This is a genomic window from Streptomyces sp. NPDC056580 (assembly GCF_042793175.1).
Taxonomy (GTDB): domain Bacteria; phylum Actinomycetota; class Actinomycetes; order Streptomycetales; family Streptomycetaceae; genus Streptomyces.
In genome coordinates this window covers 277,128-296,122 of record NZ_JBHTVE010000012.1, presented here as the reverse complement: position 1 = coordinate 296,122, position 18,995 = coordinate 277,128, and the positions used below count along the sequence as shown (strand labels likewise).

Here is an 18,995-nt window from a genome sequence, read left to right as displayed (position 1 = left end):
CTTTGTACTCACCCTCTCGGGCTTTCCTCCGGGCGCTTCCCTTCGTTCTTGCGTTTCCGACTCTATCAGATCTTTTCTCGACCCGATTTCCTCGGTGCTTTCCAGGTTCCCGCTTCCGCGTTTCCCTTTCCGGCGGTTCCGACTTTATCAGATCCTTTCGGCGTCCGATTCCCTGTCGGCGGGATTTGCCGGCGGCCCTGGGCGTTCACCCGTCGGCCTTTCGGCATTCACTACGTTAGCCGATTCTCCCGGCGACTCATAATCGAGTCCGGCGAGTTCGAATTGCAACGCGCGGGCGCGCCACAATCGACCCCGCTCAGGGGTTGTAGCTAGGTAGTGGGTTGGCCGCTCCGGCTGCAGGCGATCACCGTACCCGGTTCAGCGGCTTGGGCTACATTACGCACCTTCCGGGGCGGAGTCAACTGCGGCGCCGTCTCGGCACGTGGGCCCGGTACGGGCTCACGGTCGGATCGTCGGCCACCCAGAAGCGCCACGGGTGGACGTCGCCATTGCCGCCGTCGCCGGCGACCCCGGTGCGCGGACCGCTCCTCACCTGGTCGGAAGGGATCGGGGCGCCGGTCAGCATCCTCAGCGGCGTCTCGCCGGCGGCGCACGCGTCGGTGCCGTCGAGGGCGCGGTCCACGCCCAGCGCCGTGGCGAGGCGGGCCGGGCCCTTGGCCAGTTCCTTGTCGTTCCGGGCCGAAACCCTGCGTTCGCGGGCCAGCTCGGCGCCCTCGACGACCTCGCCGGCCCGCAGCAGCACGGCGCTCGCCGTGCCCTCGGGTCCGCACACCAGGTTCATGCAGTGCCACATGCCGTAGGTGAAGTAGACGTACACGTGTCCCGCGGGGCCGAACATCACGTCGTTGCGTGCGGTGCGGCCGCGGTAGGCGTGCGAGCCGGGATCGTTGGGGCCGTCGTACGCCTCGACCTCGGTGAGGCATACCGCGATCGGGCCGTCGGGGGTCGCGCGGACCAGGATGCGGCCGAGCAGGTCGGGTGCGACCTGGAGCACGGGGCGGTCGAAGAAGGCTCGGGGCAGTGGCTTACGGTCCGGGGGCGCGATCATGCCCTCCGAGGGTAGCCCAGGCGAGTGGCCGTCCGGCCGGAACCGCCGGTGGTCCGATCGCGTTTGTACGGGGCGAGGGTCCTTTCGTATAGGGAGAGTCATGGCGTTCAAGAAGCTGCTCGCGAGTCTCGGGGCCGGCGGGGCCTCGGTCGAGACGGTGCTCACCGAGGTCAACGTCGTCCCGGGCGGTGTCGTCCAGGGCGAGGTGCGGATCCAGGGCGGGTCCGTGAACCAGGACATCGAGGGCCTGTCCGTGGGACTGCAGGCCAAGGTCGAGGTGGAGAGCGGCGACCAGGAGTACAAGCAGGACATCGAGTTCACCAAGGTGCGGCTCGGTGGCGCCTTCGAGCTGCAGGCGGGCGCCGTGCACGCGGTGCCGTTCGGGCTCGAGATCCCCTGGGAGACGCCGGTCACGATGATCGACGGGCAGGAGCTGCGCGGCATGCACATCGGTGTGACCACCGAACTGGCGATCGCCCGCGCGGTGGACTCCGGCGACCTCGACCCGGTCAACGTGCACCCGCTGCCGGCGCAGCAGGCGATCCTGGACGCCTTCATCCAGCTCGGCTTCCGCTTCAAGAGCGCCGACATGGAGCGCGGTCACATCCGGGGCACGCGGCAGCGGCTGCCCTTCTACCAGGAGATCGAGTTCTACCCGCCGTCGCAGTACCGGGGGCTGAACCAGGTCGAGCTGAGCTTCGTGGCCGACGAGCACGCCATGGACGTCGTCCTGGAGATGGACAAGAAGTCGGGGCTGTTCAGCGAGGGCTCGGACAGCTTCCGTTCCTTCCAGGTGGGTCTGAACGACTACCACGGGACCGACTGGGCGGCCTACCTCAACCAGTGGCTGTCCGAGGTCGGATCCCGGCGTAACTGGTTCTAGGCTCGGAATTGCTGATTCCAGTAACCGATCAGGAGGTACCGAGGTGACCGAGCTCAAGCGGCGGCCGCTCCCCCACGACTTCCATCCGCCCGTTCCGTCGTTCACGGTGACGAGTGAGGACTTCGAGGAGGGCGCGACGCTGAAGAGCGCCCAGGTCCACGCGGAGGGGAACACCTCGCCGCAGCTTCGCTGGGAGGGGTTCCCGGCGGAGACCAAGAGCTTCGCCGTGACCTGCTACGACCCCGACGCGCCGACCGGCAGCGGGTTCTGGCACTGGGTCCTGTTCGACATCCCGGCCTCCGTGACGGAGCTGCCGGCGGGTGCGGGCAGCGGCGGGTTCGAGGGACTGCCGGAGGGTGCCGTGCACGTCCGCAACGACTACGGGTCCAGGGACTTCGGCGGCGCCGCTCCGCCGCCGGGCGACGGCCCGCACCGGTACGTCTTCACGGTGTACGCGGTGGACCAGGAGAAGCTCGGTCCGGACGCGGACGTCTCTCCGGCGGTCGTCGGTTTCAATCTGCGGTTCCACGCGATCGCGCGTGCCCAGCTCATCGGTGAGTACGAGACGCCCGCCGGGGGCTGACGCACCGCGCTGATCCAGCCAAGCGTTCATGGAACGTTTGCCCGCCTCTGGTCTTGGAATTGATCAGGGGCGGGCATTTTTTATTGCGTTGTCCATCTCGGCGCGCCCGTACAGAGTTGATCCGAGCCCGCCGGGGGGTGGGCAGGTGCGCACGGGAGGTGGGCTGGATGCGTGACACGCTGGTTCTGAACGCGAGCTTCGAGCCGCTGTCGACGGTGACTCTGAACCGGGCCGTCGTTCTGGTGCTGCAGGACAAGGCCGTCGTCGAGCAGGCCCATCCCGTGCTGCGCATGCGCGGGGCCGATGTCGACATACCCGCGCCCCGGGTGATCAGGCTCTGCAGATACGTACGGGTGCCGTTCCGAAGACAAGCGCCGTGGTCGAGGCGGGGGGTGCTGGTCCGGGACCGGCACCGGTGCGCCTACTGCGGGCGCAGGGCGACGACCGTGGACCACGTGCTGCCGCGGTCGAAGGGCGGCCAGGACACGTGGCTGAACACGGTGGCCGCGTGCGCCGAGGACAACCACCGCAAGGCGAACCGGACTCCGGACGAGGCCGGTATGGCTCTGCTGCGGGAGCCGTTCGAGCCGACACCGGCCGACGCGATGCTGCTGGCCCTGGGGCAGGAGGACATCACGGCCCTTCCCCAGTGGCTGGCCCGGGACGCGGCCTAAAGCCTGTTTGACGATTCGCTTCGGATCGGCCCGCGGCGCCTGGTGCCGTGCATCGCAAGGCGGAGGGTCGCCCTCGTACTGGACGTACCTGGGCGCACCCGTCAACGCGGCGAGGTGCGGTGCCAGACGCCGTGGGCACGGCGGGAATCGTCAGACAGGCCCTGGTCGTCCGCCGGCGGCTCGTCCGCGGCGGCGGGTCGCCCTCGGCCGTTCGCGCGGTTCCCCGCGCCCCCGAGGAGGCGCGGCGGGAACCGGCGTGGTGAGGAGCCCCTAGTCGATGCTCGGCTTCTCGCGGCGTTCCGTGCGGGGGCCGTTGTTCTGGGGCGGGACGGAGTTGCCGCCGTTGCCGGGCTGACCGCCGCCCAGGGGGCCGAAGTTGCCCATCGCGCCGGACAGGCCCTTGAGGGCGTCGCCGATCTCGCTGGGCACGATCCAGAGCTTGTTGGCGTCGCCCTCGGCGATCTTCGGGAGCATCTGGAGGTACTGGTAGGAGAGGAGCTTCTGGTCGGGGTCGCCGGCGTGGATGGCCTCGAAGACCGTGCGGACGGCCTGGGCCTCGCCCTCGGCGCGCAGCGCGGCGGCCTTGGCCTCACCCTCGGCGCGCAGGATCTGGGACTGCTTCTCGCCCTCGGCGGTCAGGATGGCGGCCTGGCGCGTGCCTTCGGCGGTGAGGATCGCGGCGCGCTTGTCGCGGTCGGCGCGCATCTGCTTCTCCATCGAGTCCTGGATGGAGGTGGGCGGCTCGATGGCCTTCAGTTCCACGCGGTTGACGCGGATGCCCCACTTGCCGGTGGCCTCGTCGAGGACGCCGCGCAGGGCCGCGTTGATCTCCTCGCGGGAGGTCAGCGTGCGCTCGAGGTCCATGCCGCCGATGATGTTGCGCAGGGTGGTGACGGTGAGCTGCTCGATGGCCTGGATGTAGCTGGCGACCTCGTAGGTGGCGGCCCGGGCGTCGGTCACCTGGTAGTAGATGACGGTGTCGATGTTGACGACCAGGTTGTCCTGGGTGATCACCGGCTGGGGCGGGAACGGCACGACCTGTTCACGCAGGTCGATGCGGTTGCGGATGGTGTCGATGAACGGGACGACGATGTTCAGGCCCGCGTTCAGGGTCCGCGTGTAGCGGCCGAAGCGCTCGACGATGGCGGCGCTGGCCTGTGGAATGACCTGGATGGTCTTGATCAGGGCGATGAAGACCAACACCACCAGAATGATCAGGACGATGATGACCGGTTCCATCGTGTTCCCCGTACCCCTCTCCGCCTCGGCACCTTCAACGGATCCAGTCGCCGTTGAGGATCTTGCTGGTCGAGTCTGACAGACCGTGGCCCAACTCGTGGGCAGGACGCCTCAGATGACGATCGCGGTGGCCCCTTCGATGTCCACGACGTCCACCTCCTGGCCGACATCGTAGGCGCGGCCGGTGTCGAGCGAGCGGGCCGACCAGATCTCCCCGGCGAGCTTGATGCGTCCGCCGGAGCCGTCGACGCGTTCCATGACGACCGCCTGTCTCCCCTTCAGGGCGTCGACGCCGGTGGCCAGTTGGGGCTGTCTGCCGTGCCGGGCCGCGATGGGGCGGACCACGGCGATCAGGGCGACCGAGACGACGGCGAAGGCGAGCACCTGGATCACCACGCCGAAGCCGAGCCCGGCGGCGACCGCGGCCGCGACCGCCCCGACCGCGAACATGCCGAACTCCGGCATCGCGGTGACCACGAGGGGGATTCCGAGCGCCGCCGCGCCGACGAGCCACCACACCCATGCGTCGATGTCGTTCACATGGTCATGGTAGGTCCGCGGTTCCGCGGCGGACAGGGCGCGAACGGGAGCGCGGCGGGCGTCAGGACAGGGGCAGACCCTGCGCGGTCCAGCGGTCGCCGACCTGCTCGACGACGAGCGGGAGGCCGAAGCAGAGGGAGAGATTGCGGGAGGTCAGTTCCAGCTCGATCGGGCCGGCGGCGAGGACCTTGCCCTGGCGGATCATGAGGACGTGGGTGAAGCCGGGGGCGATCTCCTCGACGTGGTGGGTGACCATGATCATCGAGGGGGCGATGGGGTCGCGGGCGAGGCGGCCGAGGCGGCGCACCAGGTCCTCGCGGCCGCCGAGGTCGAGACCGGCGGCGGGCTCGTCGAGCAGCAGCAGCTCGGGGTCGGTCATCAGGGCGCGGGCGATCAGGGTGCGCTTGCGCTCGCCCTCGGAGAGGGTGCCGAAGCGGCGGTCCAGGTAGTCGCTCATGCCGAGGCGGTCGAGGAAGGCGCGGGCGCGCTGCTCGTCGACCTCGTCGTACTCCTCCTGCCAGCCGGCGGTCATGCCGTAGGCGGCGGTGAGGACGGTCTGCAGTACGGTCTGGCGCTTGGGCAGCTTCTCGGCCATGGCGATGCCGGCGACGCCGATGCGGGGGCGCAGTTCGAAGACGTCGACCCGGCCGAGGGTGTCGCCGAGGATGGTGGCGGTGCCCTTGCTGGGGAAGAGGTAGCTGGAGGCGACGTTCAGGAGGGTGGTCTTGCCGGCGCCGTTGGGGCCGAGGATGACCCAGCGCTCGCCCTCCTTCACCGACCAGGAGACCTGGTCCACCAGAGCCCGGCCCTCACGGACCACGGATACGTCCTGAAGCTCCAGAACATCGCTCATGAGCGCGTTGTCTCCCCTTGCAGTGTGGCCGGTCTCGGCTGGTCGCTTACGCCTGTGGCTCGGGCCGCCGCGCCGGTGGGCGCAGCCCCTATGAAATCTACGCCACGAGTGCCCCGCACCATTCCATCGGTCCGGTCCTTAGGGTGGGGGCATGCTCTCGGAACCGCGTTCAGGACGCCTCGCCGCTTGGGGAAACGCCCTTCTGGCCGGACTTGTCTCTCCGGACGACGCCGCGCTCGCCATCGTGGGCGAGGACGCCGTGCACCGGGTGCGGGGGCTGCCGGGTGAGCAGGGGCCCGCGGGGCTCACCCTGGCGCTGGGGCGGCTGCGGGCGCTGGGGGTGACCGGTCTGCGGGTGGCGCTGCCCGCTCCCGGCCATCCGCTGGGGCTGAGCGGGCCGCCGGAGTTCAACGACCGGGCGCTGGACGCCGAGGAGGCGGTGCTCTGCTTCGGGGCGGCCTTCGGACTGGTCCCGGAGGTGTCCGAGGCGGGCCCGGACGGTGATGTGCACGTCGAGGTGGTCTGGCATGTACTGCCGGTGCGGGAGGCGCCGCCCGCGGACGTGCCCTCGCTCGGTGAGGCCGAGCGGGAACTGGCCGAGGCGCTGCGCGAGGCGACCGAGGTGCTGTCGAAGCTGGACGTCGCCGGGTCGGGTCCGGTGGCGGAGGCGGCGATCGACGCCTACCGGGCGCGGTCCGAGCGGGGTCGCGAGGTGCTGGCGCCGGGGTACCCGCCGCGTGCGGTGCGGGTGCTGGAGCTGGCGCAGCGGGTGGGGCTGCTGGTGTCCCTGGCGTACGGCAAGGGGCACGGCGGTGCGGTGAGCGCGTCGGAGATGGCGGCGCGGGGCGCGGCGCTGCAGCCGGTGGAGCGGACCGCCCGGCGGGCCCAGGTGGCGGCGTACAACTCCATGCTGGAGGAGCGGGAGCGGGGGGTCCGCTGAGGCGTCGGCCGGGCCGTCCTGGGGATCCCCCGGACGGCCTGGCCGTTCAGCCGGCCACGCCGTGCCGTACGGCCCACAGGGCGGCCTGGGTGCGGTCGGCGAGGTCGAGCTTCATCAGGATGTTGGACACGTGCGTCTTGACGGTCTTCTCGGAGAGCACCAGGGCGCGGGCGATCTCCCGGTTGGAGCGGCCGTCGGCTATCAGGCCCAGCACCTCCCGCTCCCGGTCGGTGAGCGAACCCGCCCGGCCCTGGCCGGTGCCGGCCTCGTCCTGGGAGAGCAGGGCGCCGGCGATCTCGGCCTGGAGCAGGACGTGGCCGGCGTGCACGGAACGGATGGCGCCGGCGAGCGCGTCGGGGTCCACGTCCTTGTAGACGTATCCGGCGGCGCCCGCGCGCAGGGCGGGGACCACCGTGCGCTGCTCGGTGAAGCTGGTGACGATCAGCACGCGCGCGGGGTTGTCGAGTTCGCGGAGCCGGCGCAGGGCGTCGATGCCGTCCGTGCCCGGCATCTTGACGTCCATGAGGACGACGTCGGGCCGCAGTTCCTCGGCGCGGGCGACTCCCTCGTCGCCGTCCGCGGCCTCGCCGACGACCTCGATGTCGTCCTGCACCTCCAGGAAGGTGCGCAGGCCGCGGCGGACGACCTGGTGGTCGTCGACGAGCAGCACTCTGATCGGGTCAGCCACCGGGTACCTCCATCTCGATCGTGGTGCCCCTGCCGGGCTCCGCGTGCACGGTGAGGGTGCCGCCGACGCCGTCGGCCCGGTCCCGCATGGAGACGAGCCCGAGGTGGCGTCCGGCCCGGCGCACGGCGCCCGGGTCGAAGCCGCTGCCGTCGTCGGCGACGCGCAGCACGGCTCCGCCGCCGCGCCGGTCCACGCTCACCCGGACGTGCTCGGCGCCGGAGTGGCGCAGGGCGTTGTGCAGGGCCTCCTGGGCGACCCGCAGCACCGCCTCCTCCTGGGCGGCGGGCAGGGCGCGGAAGCCGTTGCCGGCGAAGGTCACGCGCGCGCTGTGGGCGCGGTCGAGGACCTGTACTTGGGTGCGCAGGGTGGCGATCAGGCCGTCCTCGTCCAGGGCGGCCGGGCGCAGCTCCACGACCGCGGCGCGCAGTTCGTCGGTCGCCTCGGCGGCGAGGGCGGCGACCTGGTGCAACTCGCCCTTGGCGCGGGCGGGGTCGCGGTCGACCAGTGCGGCCGCCGCCTGGGCGGTCAGGCGCAGCGAGAAGAGCTTCTGGCTGACCGCGTCGTGCAGTTCGTGGGCGAGCCGGGAGCGTTCCTCTGCGATGGTCAGCTCGCGACTGCGCTCGTACAGGCGGGCGTTGGTGAGGGCGATCGCGGCGTGCTGGGCGAGGATGGCGAGCAGTTCCTCGTCCTCCTCGGTGAAGCCGCAGCTCCCCTCGGGCTTGGGGCAGCGCTTGTTGGCGAGGAAGAGGGCCCCGATGACCTCCTCGCCGTCCCTGACCGGCAGGCCCAGGAAGTCGGACATGTCGGGGTGGGCGGACGGCCAGCCCTCGAAGCGGGGGTCCTTGCGGACGTCGGCGAGGCGCTCGGGGCGGGCCTCGTCCAGCATGGCGGCCAGGATGCCGTGCCGGCGGGGCAGCGGGCCGATGGCCTTCCACTGGGCGTCGCTGACGCCGTCGACGACGAACTGCGCGAAGCCGCCGTGGTCGTCGGGGACGCCGAGGGCGGCGTACTGCGCGTCCAGCAGCTCACGGGCCGAGGCGACGATCGTCTTCAGGACGTCGCGCACCTCCAGGTGCCTGCTCATGGCCAGCAGCGCGGAACTCACCGCGGCGAGGCCGGACCGGGGGCCTTGACTCATGTCCTCACGGTACCGGCGGGGTGCGGCGGCGCGGATCGGACCGGTGGCGGCAGGGCCTCCGTCGCGAGCCCTAGGGCGCTGGGGGTAGGTCCTGCGGCCCCGGGCGTCGGGCGTACGCCGAAGGACCCCGCCGCTCTGGTGCCCGCGTCCGAGGCGGTGCCGGGGCGGCCGTTCCTAGGTTGTGGTCACCGCCCGGCGGGGCGGCAGGCGAGAGAGGGGACGGTTGTCATGCCGGTAGCGATCATCACGGGAGCCTCCAAGGGGCTGGGGCGGGCGCTGGCGGAGGGGCTGGCCGCGCGCGGCTGGGACCTGGTGCTCGACGCCCGCGGCGCCGGGCCGCTGAAGGAGACGGCGGAAGCGGTCGCCGGGCACGGCACGAGGGTGACGGCGGTGCCCGGGGACGTCACGGACGCCGGGCACCGGGCCGCGCTGGTGGCCGCCGCGCGGCGGCTGGGCGGGGTCGACCTGGTGGTGAGCAACGCGAGCGCGCTCGGCGCCGAGCCGCTGGTGCGGCTGGCGGAGCTGCCCGTGGAGGGGCTGCGGCGGGCGCTGGAGGTGAACGTCGTGGCGGCGCTCGGGCTGGTCCGGGAGGCGCTGCCGCTGCTGCGGGAGTCGGCGGCGGGGGCGGTGGTCGCGGTCAGTTCGGACGCGGCGGTCGAGGCGTACGAGACGTGGGGCGGCTACGGCGCCTCGAAGGCGGCCCTGGACCAGCTCGCGGCGGTGCTCGGCCGGGAGGAGCCGGGCCTGCGGGTGTGGGCGGTGGATCCCGGGGACATGGCGACGGACCTGTACGCGGCGGCCGTCCCGGACGACGAGGACGCGCGGCCCGAGCCCGCGCGCGTGGTGCCGGCGTTCCTGCGGCTGCTGGACGAGCGTCCGGCGAGCGGGCGGTACACGGCACCGGCGCTGACGCCGGCGCCGGTGGAGGGGCGATGACCACCGCGGTGACGGTGCCCGACGAGCTGTCGGCACGCGTGCCGGCCGAGCAGCGCGGGCCTGGTCTGGACCGGGACGCCGTCCGGCTGATGGTGTCGCGCGGCACCGAGGTGGCGCACCACGCCTTCCGGGAGTTCCCGGACCTGCTGCGGGCCGGTGACCTGCTGGTGGTGAACACCTCCCCCACGCTGGCCGCCGCGGTGACCGGGCGGATCGGGCACGCGCGTGTGGTGGTGCACTTCTCCACCCGCGGGGACGACGGCCGGTGGGCGGTGGAGCTGCGGGAACCGGACGGGCGGGGTACAACGCGCGCGCGTGCGGGCGTGCCCGCGGGTGCAGCGGTGCGGTTGCCCGGCGGCGCCCGGCTGGTGCTGGAGGAGCCGCTGAGCGGGCGGGGCGACCGGCTGCGGTGGGCCCGGCCGGCCGGGGCGGAGGTCCTGCGGGTGCTCCGGGAGCACGGGCGGCCCATCCGTTACTCCTATACGGACCGGGACCAGCCGCTGTCGGTGTACCAGACGGTGTTCGCGCTGCCGGCGCCGGACGGGGCGGGCAGCGCGGAGATGCCGAGCGCGGCGCGTCCCTTCACGGAGCGCCTGGTGGTGGAGCTGGTGAGCCGGGGGGTGCAGTTCGCGCCGGTGACGCTGCACACCGGGGTGGCCTCGGCGGAGGCGCACGAGCCGCCGTATCCGGAGCGGTACCGCGTCCCGGAGGCGTCGGCCCGGCTGATCAACGCCGCCCGGTCCGGTGGCGGGCGCGTCGTCGCGGTGGGCACGACGGCCGTGCGGGCGGTGGAGTCGGCGGCCGGGCCGGACGGGGTGGTGCGGGCGGCCGAGGGCTGGACCGATCTGGTGGTCACGCCCGGGCGCGGGGTGCGCGCGGTCGAGGGGTTGCTGACGGGCCTGCACGAGCCGGAGGCCTCGCATCTGCTGATGCTGGAGGCGGTCGCGGGGCGGGCCGCGGTGGGCCGCGCCTACGAGGAGGCGCTGCACGGGCGCTACCTGTGGCACGAGTTCGGGGACGTGCACCTCCTGCTACCCCCCGAAACCACTCACTGAGAGCGTTGCGACGGCAACTCGCGGTGAGACCTGTGCGCCGCCGGTGTGAGCCCGCGCATAGGGTCCACGTCACGTACGAAAGGGCATAGGAGATAAACCACCCGTAGATGAACGGGACAGACGCCCTGTCTGTCCCGTTTTGCCCTCCCCTGATCCACTATATGGCTTCGTACGTCACACCTTTGCCTGGGCATTTTGCGCTCGCTAAGAATTGCTTCCGTCGCTCGGTGCCGCGGTTTCCCGCCGCGGCCCTCGTGCGGGAGGAACCGATTCCCCCGGCGGACGCAGGAGAGCGACCTCCGCGCTATCGAAGAGGTCCATCAAGCTATGCCCAAGAACATCCTCACCCGTGCTTATAGTCGTACGCTGACCAAGCAGCGCAAGATCGCCATCGCCGGTGTCGGCGCCCTCGGTGCCGCCGCCCTGGCCTTCACGACCGTCCCCGGCAACGCCCAGACCGTGACCACCGACGCCGCCGCGGCGCAGCAGGTGCACTACGCCGACACGCCGGTCAAGGACGTCAAGGGCTCGCTCACCGACCGGCTCGCCGGCCAGACCGTCAAGCTCGACGCCGTCGCCAAGCAGCAGGCCGAGGCGAAGAAGCAGGCCGACGCCAAGAAGCAGGCCGACGCCAAGAAGGCCGAGGCGCAGAAGCAGGCCGCGCAGGAGCGCGCCGACAAGGCCGCGAGCCGTTCCGTCCAGCGCCCCGCGGTGCAGATGGTCGCCGCGAAGACCTACTCGAACAACCTCGACGGCTGGATCCGCCAGTCCCTGGACATCATGAAGTCCAAGGGCATCCCGGGCAGCTACCACGGGCTGCACAAGAACATCATGCGGGAGTCCTCCGGCAACCCGATGGCCATCAACGACTGGGACGTCAACGCCGTCAACGGCATCCCGTCGAAGGGCCTGCTGCAGGTCATCCCGCCGACCTTCACGGCGTACCACGTGGCCGGGACCTCGTGGAACATCTACGACCCGGTAGCCAACATCACCGCCGCCGCCAACTACGCGGCCGACAAGTACGGCTCGATCGACAACGTCAACAGCGCGTACTGAGGCCGGCGCGGACCTCTGAGACTACGCGGAAGGGCGGCACCCCTGGTGGGGTGCCGCCCTTTGTGTCGTACGGCCGCGCGCCACGCGGCCCGCGGTCACTTCCGCATGACCTCCGGCTCGTGCCGCCGCAGGAAGCGGGCGACGAGGAAGCCGCAGATCACACCGAGCACGAGCAGCGCGGCCATGTCCAGGCCCCAGGCCGAGGCCGTGTGGTCCCACAGCGGGTCGGTGCTGGTCGGGTCGTCGGTGTTCGGAGCGATCTTGTTGAAGTCCAGCGTGGCGCCGGCTGCGGCCACCGCCCAGCGGGACGGCATCAGGTACGAGAACTCGTTCACGCCGAGCGTGCCGTGCAGGGTGAAGAGGCAGCCGGTGAAGACGACCTGGATGATCGCGAACATCACCAGCAGCGGCATGGTCTTCTCGGCGGTCTTCACCAGCGAGGAGATCACCAGGCCGAACATCATCGAGGCGAAGCCCAGCGCCATGATCGGCAGGCACAGCTCGAACAGCGTCGAGCCGCCGAGCACCAGCCCCCGGCCTGGGATCTCCCGGCTGGAGAAGCCGATCAGGCCGACCATCAGGCCCTGCAGCACCGTGACGGCGCCCAGCACGACCACCTTGGACATCAGGTACGCCGAGCGGGACAGGCCGGTCGCGCGCTCCCGCTCGTAGATGACCCGTTCCTTGATCAGCTCACGCACGGAGTTCGCGGCGCCCGCGAAGCACGCGCCGACGGCGAGGATCAGCAGCACGGTCGTCGCCGTGCCGTTCGGGACGGGCACACCGGTGCGCGGGTTGACCGGGTTGACCAGCAGGCCCTTGTCCGAGTCGATCAGCAGGCTGACCGCGCCCAGCACGGCCGGCAGGATCACCGTGAGCGCCAGGAACCCCTTGTCGGACGCGATGACCGCCACATAGCGCCGGATCAGGGTCAGGAGCTGCGAGCCCCAGCCCTGCGGCTTGGGCGGCTTGATGGCCTGCGGCGGCGGCATGTGTACGGACTGCGGGGCGACCGCGTCGATGTCCGCGGCGTACATCTGGTAGTGCTGCGAACCCTTCCAGCGGCCCGCCCAGTCGTAGTCGCGGTAGTTCTCGAAGGCGGAGAAGACGTCGGCCCAGGTGTCGTAGCCGAAGAAGTTCAGCGCCTCGTCCGGCGGGCCGAAGTAGGCGACCGCGCCGCCGGGCGCCATCACCAGCAGCTTGTCGCACAGCGCCAGCTCGGCCACGGAGTGGGTGACCACCAGGACCGTACGGCCGTCGTCGGCGAGACCGCGCAGGAGCTGCATCACATCGCGGTCCATGCCCGGGTCGAGGCCGGAGGTCGGCTCGTCCAGGAAGATCAGCGAGGGCTTGGTCAGCAGCTCCAGGGCGACCGAGACGCGCTTGCGCTGGCCGCCGGAGAGGGAGGTGACCTTCTTGTCCTTGTGGATGTCCAGCTTGAGCTCGCGCAGCACCTCGTCGATGCGGGCCTCGCGCTCGGCGGCCGTGGTGTCGGCCGGGAAGCGCAGCTTGGCCGCGTACTTCAGGGCCTTCTTGACGGTCAGCTCCTTGTGCAGGATGTCGTCCTGCGGGACCAGACCGATGCGCTGGCGCAGCTCGGCGAACTGCTTGTACAGGTTGCGGTTGTCGTACAGGACCTCGCCCTGGTTGGCGGGCCGGTAGCCGGTGAGCGCCTTCAGCAGCGTCGACTTGCCGGAGCCGGACGGGCCGATGACCGCGATCAGGGACTTCTCCGGGACGCCGAAGGAGACGTCCTTCAGGATCTGCTTGCCGCCGTCGACCGTGACCGTCAGATGGCGCGCCGAGAAGGAGACCTCGCCGGTGTCGACGAACTCCTCGAGCCGGTCGCCGACGATACGGAAGGTGGAGTGGCCGACGCCGACGATGTCGTTCGGGCCGAGCAGCGCCGAACCGCCCTTGGCGATCGGCTGGCCGTTCACGTAGGTGCCGTTGTGCGAGCCAAGGTCGCGGATCTCGAAGCGCCCGTCGGGCGTCGAGTGGAACTCGGCGTGGTGCCGGGAGACCTGCAGGTCGGAGACGACCAGCTCGTTCTCCAGGGCACGGCCGATGCGCATCACGCGGCCGACGGCGAACTGGTGGAACGTGGTCGGGCTGCGGTCGCCGTAGACCGGTGGCGCCCCCGCCGCGCCGCCGGGCGTCTTCTGCACCGGGTTCTCGGCCGGACCGCCCTGCTGCTGCGGGAACGCCGGCCGCTGCTGTGACTGCTGCCAGTCGGCCCGCGGCGCCTGCTGGTGAGCGGCGGCCTGATGCGGGATCCCCTGCTGGGGGGTCTGCGGTTGCGCCCAGCCGGGTCCCGCGCCCTGAGCCGCGTACGGCGCGGACTGCGCCGGCTGCTGGGGCTGCTGGGGCTGGGCGACCGCGGCCGTGGCGCCCGAGAGGTTCAGCCGCGGTCCGTCGGTCGCGTTGCCGAGGAACACCGCGGATCCCGGGCCGAGTTCCACGTGGTGGACCCGCTGGCCCTGCACGAACGTGCCGTTGGTGCTGCCGTGGTCCTCGATGACCCAACTGCGGCCGGTGAAGCTGACCGTGGCGTGACGCCAGGAGACCCTGGCGTCGTCGAAGACGATGTCACCCTGCGGATCGCGGCCGAGGGTGTAGGACCTGGACGGCTCGAGCGTCCAGGTCCGTCCGTTTGTTTCCAGTACGAGTTCCGGCACTCCATGCCCCACTGAGTTGTCCCCCGAATTTCCCCCATCACAGGGAGTCTAGGGATGTCGAACATCGTGGGGAACTATTCCAGGCAGGGACCCATGACCGAAAGTCGGGCCTTGCGCAGCACGCCGGCACACGCTTCAACTCGCCCCGTTGACGGGGTTGAAACCCGGCCGGAGAGTGGTAATCCCCCCGCGAGGGGGACAAGCGCGGCAGCGGTGCCGCGCCGCGGATCGGGGGGTCTGCCATGAGCGCTGCCACGGGTGCCGGGACCGAGCGGCCGGGTACGCCGCTGCCGTGGGCGGACATCCTGCTGTCCGCGGTCGCCGCGGTGAGCTGGGCGACGGTGGGGATGACGGCCACGGCGGCGCTGGGACTGCACCTTCTCAAGGCGGACGCGGCGGGCTCACTGGGCCCGATGACCGCGGCCGTCGTGGCTCTGGGGGCGGGTGGTTCGGTCTCCCCGTCCGCGGACGTGTCCGCCTTCGGGCTGAAGGGCGGGGAGGCGCACACCGCCGTCGAGATCACGCCACTGGGCGTGAGCCTGGCCGGGGCCCTGCTGCTGGCGTGGTTCTTCCTGCGGTCCCTGCGGGCGGCGGGAGTTGTGATCGCGCCGTCCGAACTCCTCGCGCGCGCGGGCGCGGTGGCCGCCCTCTTCGTGGCGGTGCTGGCCGGGCTCGCCTGGGCCGGGCACGACGTCGTCACCGTCGACGGCGGCTCGCTCGGCCTCGACGGGCTGTCCGGCGGGGGCGGCGACGGCATCCCCGGCCTCGGGGACCTGGGCGACCTCGGCGGCCTCCTTCCGGACCGGGTCGGCGACCTCGTCCACGCCAAGGCGGCCGTCGGCTTCTCCGTGGACACCGCGCCCACCCTCCTCGGCGGGCTCGGCTGGTGCGCCGGCGTCCTGCTGATCTCGCTGCTGGCCTCACGCCGCACTCCCCTGCCGCCCGGCTGGGACGCCGTGCACCGGGTGGTGCGGCCGGCCGTCTCGGCGCTCGTCACCGTGCTGCTGGTGGCCGTGGCCGCCGGGTTCGCCGCCGCGGCGTACGCGGCGGCCGGCGACGACCACCCCGGGCGGGTCGCCGGCGCCGCCCTGCTCGGCGCGCCCAACGGGGTGTGGCTCGGCATACCGCTCGGGCTCTTCGTCCCCTGGGACGGCAGGGCCACCGGCGCCCTGGCCGGTGTGCTCCCGCACCCGCTGGACCGGCTGCTGGGCGCGGGACCGGACCAGCCCGTCACCGTGGGCCGGCTGGCCGGGCTGGACGGCCGGGTGTGGCTGCTCGCGGTGGCGGCCGGCGCGGCGATGCTGCTGGCGGGGGTGCTCACGGCGGTGCGCACACCCGTGCCCGGCGGGGCGGGCACGGCCGGCTTCGCGGGACGGTGCGCCCTGCGGCTCGGGGTCGCGACCGCGCTCGCCCTGCCGTTCCTCGCCTGGCTGACGGACGTCTCGGTGGACGCCTCGCTGTCCGTGCTGGGCTTCGACGCGTTCGGCGCGGGCCTCGAACTGCACGGCCGGCTGGGCACGGCGCTGCTGCTGGGTGCCGTGTGGGGCGGAGGCGCCGGCGCGGCGGGAGCCCTGCTCGCCCGGGGGCTGGGCGCGGCGGGCACCCGGGTGGCCGGCCCGGCACGCGCCCGGGACCACGGGACGGTCGCGGCGGGCGGCGGCGCGGGGGCGGAGTACGGGGACGGGTTCGGGGGTGGAGCCCGGGGGGCCGGGCGGTCCCGGGCCGGGGACGGTCCCGGGCGGACCGCGCCCGGGGGTGGGCCCGGGGCCCGGGCCGGCGACGGCTTCGCAGAGGCCGGGCCCGGAGGTGGCGCCGGGCCCTACTCGCCGGGCAGGCCGTACCGGCCGCCGAATCCGGCCACGAACCCCTATCTCCGGATGCCGGAGGAAGTGCGGGCGGAGCCCGAGGACGCGCGGCCGGCCCCGGCCGTGGACGACGTGTACGGCGCGCCGACGATCTCCCGCCGGCTGGATCCGCCCCCGCCGCGGGGCCGCCCGGTGCGGCCTGCGCGCGATCGCTCGCCGGACGCCCCGGACGACGGCCCGCCCCCGCCCCCGCCGCCGCCACCGCGTCCGGGGTCCGGTAGGTGACCCGCGCACGGGTATGAGTGCGGGGACAGCACCGGGCAAGGTGCGGGACACCCGCCGGACACCTGTTGTTCCGTGTCCGTCAGGCGGACCGCACGGGCGGAAGGCACTGGGTGCCGGATACGGTGGTGACACCATGAGCGCTTCGCAGACTCCCGAGGTCCCCACTCTCCTCGTCAAGATCTTCGGCAAGGACAGGCCGGGCATCACGGCCGGCCTCTTCGACACCCTTGCCGCCTTCCTCGTCGACGTGGTCGACATCGAGCAGGTCGTCACCCGGGGCCGCCTGGTGCTGTGTGCGCTGGTCACCCAGCCGCCGGCCGGTCTCGAGGGCGATCTGCGGGCCACCGTGCACAGCTGGGCCGAGTCGATGAAGATGCAGGCGGAGATCATCTCCGGGCACGGCGACAACCAGCCCCGCGGCCTCGGGCGCTCCCTGGTGACCGTGCTCGGTCATCCGCTCACGGCGGAGTCGACGGCGGCCATCGCCGCCCGTATCGCGAAGACCGGCGGCAACATCGACCGTATCTTCCGGCTCGCCAAGTACCCCGTGACAGCGGTGGAGTTCGCCGTCTCCGGGGTGGAGACCGAACCACTGCGCACGGCTCTGGCCTCGGACGCGGCGGCACTGGGTGTCGATGTCGCCGTGGTCTCGGCCGGCCTGCACCGGCGGGCGCAGCGCCTGGTGGTCATGGACGTGGACTCCACCCTCATCCAGGACGAGGTCATCGAGCTGTTCGCCGCGCACGCGGGCTGCGAGGACAAGGTCGCCGAGGTCACGGCGGCGGCGATGCGCGGGGAGCTGGACTTCGAGCAGTCGCTGCACGCGCGGGTGGCGCTGCTGGAGGGGCTGGACGCCTCCGTGGTGGAGAAGGTGCGCAACGAGGTGCGCCTGACGCCCGGCGCCCGCACGCTCATCCGCACCCTGAAGCGGCTCGGCTACCAGGTCGGTGTCGTCTCCGGCGGCTTCACCCAGGTGACGGACGACCTCAAGGAGCGGCTGGGGCTGGACTTCGCCCAGGCCAACACGCTGGAGATCGTCGACGGCAAACTCACCGGGCGGGTCACCGGGGAGATCGTGGACCGGGCGGGCAAGGCGCGGCTGCTGCGCCGGTTCGCCGCCGAGGCCGGGGTGCCGCTGGCGCAGACGGTGGCGATCGGCGACGGCGCCAACGACCTGGACATGCTGAACGCGGCCGGGCTGGGCGTCGCCTTCAACGCCAAGCCGGTGGTCCGCGAGGCCGCGCACACGGCGGTGAACTTCCCGTTCCTCGACACCGTGCTCTACCTGCTGGGCGTCACCCGCGAAGAGGTCGAGGCGGCCGACACGCACGACGAGGGCTGAACCGCCGGCCGGAAAGCGCTCGCGCCCGGGATGGCCCGGACGAGCGGAGGGCCCGGACGAGCGGAGGGCCCGGACGAGCGGAGGGCCCGGCGCCGTGGCAGTGCCGGGCCCTCCCGTCGTCGGCCGTCACTCGGAGGGCGCCCAGTAGTCCACCAGCGTGGCCACGCCCGGCTCCAGGCTCTTCCAGCTGCCGTCGAAGGTCAGCACCACGAAGGCGGCGGCCGGGAAGCCGCGCCGCTCCATCCGTTTGCGGGCGTCGCCCCCGGACTCGCCGGCCAGTACCTCGGCCAGGCCGTGCACACCAGGGTTGTGACCGATCAGGATCAGGTTCTGCACGTCGTCCGGGACCTCGTTCAGCAGGGCGATCAGCTCGCCGGGAGACGCCTCGTAGACCCGCTCCTCGTAGACGGTCTTCGGCCGGTGCGCGAGTTCGTGGACGGCGAGCTTCCAGGTCTCGCGGGTCCGGACGGCCGTGGAGCACAGGGCGAGGTCGAACGTGTAACCGGTGTCGGCCAGCTTGCGCCCCGCGACCGCGGCGTCCTTGCGACCCCGCTCGGCGAGGGGGCGTTCATGGTCGGACACCTGCGGCCAGTCGGCTTTCGCATGCCGGAAAATGGCGATCCTGCGAGGCTCTGCGACGCTCATGAGACCCAGCTTCGCATGAAACAGGCCACCCGGCGCAGGGAGTTGACATGGGGATTCGCCACGGGCGGAGGCTCCGGGTCAGCGGGCGAGGAGCCGCTGCGCGCGTTCGAGGAGCTGGGCGATCGCCGGGTCGCCGCTCGCCGCGTGGGCCTGAGAGGGGTTGAGTATCAGCGCCAGCAGCACAGCGAAGGCGAGGACGGGCAGAGCGAGCGCCCACCAGGGCAGCCGGATGTCGACGCCGCCCGCGGGGCCGGGGTGGGGCCGGGTGTGCGTACGGACCGGCATGGTCGCCTCCGTGGGGTCCTCGAGTGTTCCTGGCCGCCTGCCGCGGTCATGTCCCGAAGGTACGGAGTCCGGGGCCGCCGGCCCATCCGGTGACCCACCCATTCGACCCTGACCCTGACCCCCTAGGGGATGGTGGGGGCAGCCCCACCATCGGGGCGGGCCGGGTCAGGGTGAGGCGATCGTCGCGATGACGCTGATGATCACGAAGATGGCGAGGAACGAGCCGAAGACGAGCAGCAGCTTCTTCTGGCCGTTCTTGGGGTTCGGGTCGAGCACAGGCTGCATGCGCCCAGTCTGA

19 protein-coding genes are annotated in these 18,995 nt (G+C 72.1%); 9 read left to right on the top strand and 10 right to left on the bottom strand.

Translation table 11 applies throughout. The features are described 5' to 3' along the window. Nucleotides 1-418: 418 nt before the first annotated feature. On the bottom strand, nt 419-1,069 hold the full coding sequence (locus ACFQ9Z_RS27180; protein ID WP_383023876.1) for a DNA-3-methyladenine glycosylase: 651 nt from the start codon (nt 1,067-1,069) through the stop codon (nt 419-421). A gap of 100 nt (nt 1,070-1,169) precedes the next feature. On the opposite strand from ACFQ9Z_RS27180, the gene ACFQ9Z_RS27175 reads away from it, so the two are divergent. From ACFQ9Z_RS27175 to ACFQ9Z_RS27165, 3 genes are all read left to right on the top strand, one after another. Further along, the gene (locus ACFQ9Z_RS27175; RefSeq protein ID WP_383023873.1) at nt 1,170-1,952 is read left to right on the top strand and encodes a sporulation protein; all 783 of its coding nucleotides are present in this window, start codon (nt 1,170-1,172) and stop codon (nt 1,950-1,952) included. Nucleotides 1,953-1,995: 43 nt separating this feature from the next. Then, nucleotides 1,996-2,535, top strand: a complete 540-nt coding sequence (locus ACFQ9Z_RS27170; RefSeq protein ID WP_383023870.1) for a YbhB/YbcL family Raf kinase inhibitor-like protein — start codon at nt 1,996-1,998, stop codon at nt 2,533-2,535. A gap of 167 nt (nt 2,536-2,702) precedes the next feature. Then, nucleotides 2,703-3,209 carry an HNH endonuclease gene (locus tag ACFQ9Z_RS27165; RefSeq protein ID WP_383023867.1) on the top strand — a complete coding sequence of 169 codons (507 nt, stop codon included), beginning with the start codon at nt 2,703-2,705 and terminating at the stop codon, nt 3,207-3,209. Nucleotides 3,210-3,479: 270 nt separating this feature from the next. Here the strand turns inward: ACFQ9Z_RS27165 and ACFQ9Z_RS27160 are convergent, their stop codons facing one another. The 3 genes from ACFQ9Z_RS27160 to ACFQ9Z_RS27150 all read right to left on the bottom strand — a co-directional run bounded on the left by ACFQ9Z_RS27160 (nt 3,480) and on the right by ACFQ9Z_RS27150 (nt 5,841). Then, nucleotides 3,480-4,448, bottom strand: a complete 969-nt coding sequence (locus tag ACFQ9Z_RS27160; RefSeq protein WP_383023863.1) for an SPFH domain-containing protein — start codon at nt 4,446-4,448, stop codon at nt 3,480-3,482. A 111-nt stretch (nt 4,449-4,559) separates the two neighbouring features. Next, entirely contained in the window at nt 4,560-4,988 is a 429-nt protein-coding gene (locus ACFQ9Z_RS27155; RefSeq protein ID WP_383023859.1) for an NfeD family protein, read from the bottom strand. A 61-nt stretch (nt 4,989-5,049) separates the two neighbouring features. Further along, nucleotides 5,050-5,841 carry an ABC transporter ATP-binding protein gene (locus ACFQ9Z_RS27150; RefSeq protein ID WP_383023855.1) on the bottom strand — a complete coding sequence of 264 codons (792 nt, stop codon included), beginning with the start codon at nt 5,839-5,841 and terminating at the stop codon, nt 5,050-5,052. A gap of 151 nt (nt 5,842-5,992) precedes the next feature. Between ACFQ9Z_RS27150 and ACFQ9Z_RS27145 the strand changes: the two genes are divergently transcribed. Then, nucleotides 5,993-6,781 carry a hypothetical protein gene (locus ACFQ9Z_RS27145; protein WP_383023852.1) on the top strand — a complete coding sequence of 263 codons (789 nt, stop codon included), beginning with the start codon at nt 5,993-5,995 and terminating at the stop codon, nt 6,779-6,781. Between the two features lie 46 nt (nt 6,782-6,827). On the opposite strand, the gene ACFQ9Z_RS27140 is transcribed toward ACFQ9Z_RS27145, so the two are convergent. After that, nucleotides 6,828-7,469: a response regulator gene (locus tag ACFQ9Z_RS27140; RefSeq protein ID WP_383023849.1), complete on the bottom strand. Its 642-nt coding sequence runs from the start codon at nt 7,467-7,469 to the stop codon at nt 6,828-6,830. Next, on the bottom strand, nt 7,462-8,607 hold the full coding sequence (locus tag ACFQ9Z_RS27135; RefSeq protein WP_383023846.1) for a GAF domain-containing sensor histidine kinase: 1,146 nt from the start codon (nt 8,605-8,607) through the stop codon (nt 7,462-7,464). Before ACFQ9Z_RS27135 ends, ACFQ9Z_RS27140 begins: the two co-directional genes overlap by 8 nt. A 228-nt stretch (nt 8,608-8,835) precedes the next feature. On the opposite strand from ACFQ9Z_RS27135, the gene ACFQ9Z_RS27130 reads away from it, so the two are divergent. The 3 genes from ACFQ9Z_RS27130 to ACFQ9Z_RS27120 all read left to right on the top strand — a co-directional run bounded on the left by ACFQ9Z_RS27130 (nt 8,836) and on the right by ACFQ9Z_RS27120 (nt 11,657). Next, entirely contained in the window at nt 8,836-9,543 is a 708-nt protein-coding gene (locus ACFQ9Z_RS27130) for an SDR family NAD(P)-dependent oxidoreductase (RefSeq protein ID WP_383023843.1), read from the top strand. After that, the gene (locus ACFQ9Z_RS27125) at nt 9,540-10,598 is read left to right on the top strand and encodes an S-adenosylmethionine:tRNA ribosyltransferase-isomerase (RefSeq protein ID WP_383023840.1); all 1,059 of its coding nucleotides are present in this window, start codon (nt 9,540-9,542) and stop codon (nt 10,596-10,598) included. Before ACFQ9Z_RS27130 ends, ACFQ9Z_RS27125 begins: the two co-directional genes overlap by 4 nt. A gap of 327 nt (nt 10,599-10,925) precedes the next feature. Continuing rightward, complete coding sequence (locus ACFQ9Z_RS27120; RefSeq protein WP_383023837.1) at nt 10,926-11,657, top strand: transglycosylase SLT domain-containing protein; 732 nt, start codon at nt 10,926-10,928, stop codon at nt 11,655-11,657. Nucleotides 11,658-11,752: 95 nt separating this feature from the next. On the opposite strand, the gene ACFQ9Z_RS27115 is transcribed toward ACFQ9Z_RS27120, so the two are convergent. Beyond that, on the bottom strand, nt 11,753-14,335 hold the full coding sequence (locus ACFQ9Z_RS27115) for an FHA domain-containing protein (RefSeq protein ID WP_383023834.1): 2,583 nt from the start codon (nt 14,333-14,335) through the stop codon (nt 11,753-11,755). A 242-nt stretch (nt 14,336-14,577) separates the two neighbouring features. On the opposite strand from ACFQ9Z_RS27115, the gene ACFQ9Z_RS27110 reads away from it, so the two are divergent. Together ACFQ9Z_RS27110 and serB are read left to right on the top strand one after the other, a co-directional pair. Continuing rightward, entirely contained in the window at nt 14,578-16,425 is a 1,848-nt protein-coding gene (locus ACFQ9Z_RS27110) for a streptophobe family protein (RefSeq protein WP_383023831.1), read from the top strand. 133 nt (nt 16,426-16,558) lie between these two features. Next, nucleotides 16,559-17,767, top strand: a complete 1,209-nt coding sequence (gene serB / locus ACFQ9Z_RS27105) for a phosphoserine phosphatase SerB (protein ID WP_383023828.1) — start codon at nt 16,559-16,561, stop codon at nt 17,765-17,767. A 126-nt stretch (nt 17,768-17,893) separates the two neighbouring features. On the opposite strand, the gene ACFQ9Z_RS27100 is transcribed toward serB, so the two are convergent. From ACFQ9Z_RS27100 to ACFQ9Z_RS27090, 3 genes are all read right to left on the bottom strand, one after another. Further along, nucleotides 17,894-18,412 carry a SixA phosphatase family protein gene (locus tag ACFQ9Z_RS27100; RefSeq protein ID WP_383023825.1) on the bottom strand — a complete coding sequence of 173 codons (519 nt, stop codon included), beginning with the start codon at nt 18,410-18,412 and terminating at the stop codon, nt 17,894-17,896. Between the two features lie 78 nt (nt 18,413-18,490). Beyond that, the gene (locus tag ACFQ9Z_RS27095; RefSeq protein WP_383023822.1) at nt 18,491-18,697 is read right to left on the bottom strand and encodes a hypothetical protein; all 207 of its coding nucleotides are present in this window, start codon (nt 18,695-18,697) and stop codon (nt 18,491-18,493) included. A 165-nt stretch (nt 18,698-18,862) separates the two neighbouring features. Continuing rightward, nucleotides 18,863-18,982, bottom strand: coding sequence for an SGM_5486 family transporter-associated protein (locus tag ACFQ9Z_RS27090; RefSeq protein ID WP_383023819.1), 120 nt, complete (start codon nt 18,980-18,982; stop codon nt 18,863-18,865). Between the last annotated feature and the right edge of the window lie 13 nt (nt 18,983-18,995).

Coding starts and splice junctions, on each gene's coding strand:
- ACFQ9Z_RS27165 (WP_383023867.1), top strand. CDS start 2,703: ATGCGTGACACGCTGGTTCTGAACGCGAGCTTCGAGCCGCTGTCGACG.
- ACFQ9Z_RS27160 (WP_383023863.1), bottom strand. CDS start 4,448: ATGGAACCGGTCATCATCGTCCTGATCATTCTGGTGGTGTTGGTCTTC.
- ACFQ9Z_RS27120 (WP_383023837.1), top strand. CDS start 10,926: ATGCCCAAGAACATCCTCACCCGTGCTTATAGTCGTACGCTGACCAAG.
- ACFQ9Z_RS27175 (WP_383023873.1), top strand. CDS start 1,170: ATGGCGTTCAAGAAGCTGCTCGCGAGTCTCGGGGCCGGCGGGGCCTCG.
- ACFQ9Z_RS27125 (WP_383023840.1), top strand. CDS start 9,540: ATGACCACCGCGGTGACGGTGCCCGACGAGCTGTCGGCACGCGTGCCG.
- ACFQ9Z_RS27180 (WP_383023876.1), bottom strand. CDS start 1,069: ATGATCGCGCCCCCGGACCGTAAGCCACTGCCCCGAGCCTTCTTCGAC.
- ACFQ9Z_RS27145 (WP_383023852.1), top strand. CDS start 5,993: ATGCTCTCGGAACCGCGTTCAGGACGCCTCGCCGCTTGGGGAAACGCC.
- ACFQ9Z_RS27135 (WP_383023846.1), bottom strand. CDS start 8,607: ATGAGTCAAGGCCCCCGGTCCGGCCTCGCCGCGGTGAGTTCCGCGCTG.
- ACFQ9Z_RS27150 (WP_383023855.1), bottom strand. CDS start 5,841: ATGAGCGATGTTCTGGAGCTTCAGGACGTATCCGTGGTCCGTGAGGGC.
- ACFQ9Z_RS27100 (WP_383023825.1), bottom strand. CDS start 18,412: ATGAGCGTCGCAGAGCCTCGCAGGATCGCCATTTTCCGGCATGCGAAA.
- ACFQ9Z_RS27095 (WP_383023822.1), bottom strand. CDS start 18,697: ATGCCGGTCCGTACGCACACCCGGCCCCACCCCGGCCCCGCGGGCGGC.
- ACFQ9Z_RS27090 (WP_383023819.1), bottom strand. CDS start 18,982: ATGCAGCCTGTGCTCGACCCGAACCCCAAGAACGGCCAGAAGAAGCTG.
- serB (WP_383023828.1), top strand. CDS start 16,559: ATGAGCGCTTCGCAGACTCCCGAGGTCCCCACTCTCCTCGTCAAGATC.
- ACFQ9Z_RS27110 (WP_383023831.1), top strand. CDS start 14,578: ATGAGCGCTGCCACGGGTGCCGGGACCGAGCGGCCGGGTACGCCGCTG.
- ACFQ9Z_RS27130 (WP_383023843.1), top strand. CDS start 8,836: ATGCCGGTAGCGATCATCACGGGAGCCTCCAAGGGGCTGGGGCGGGCG.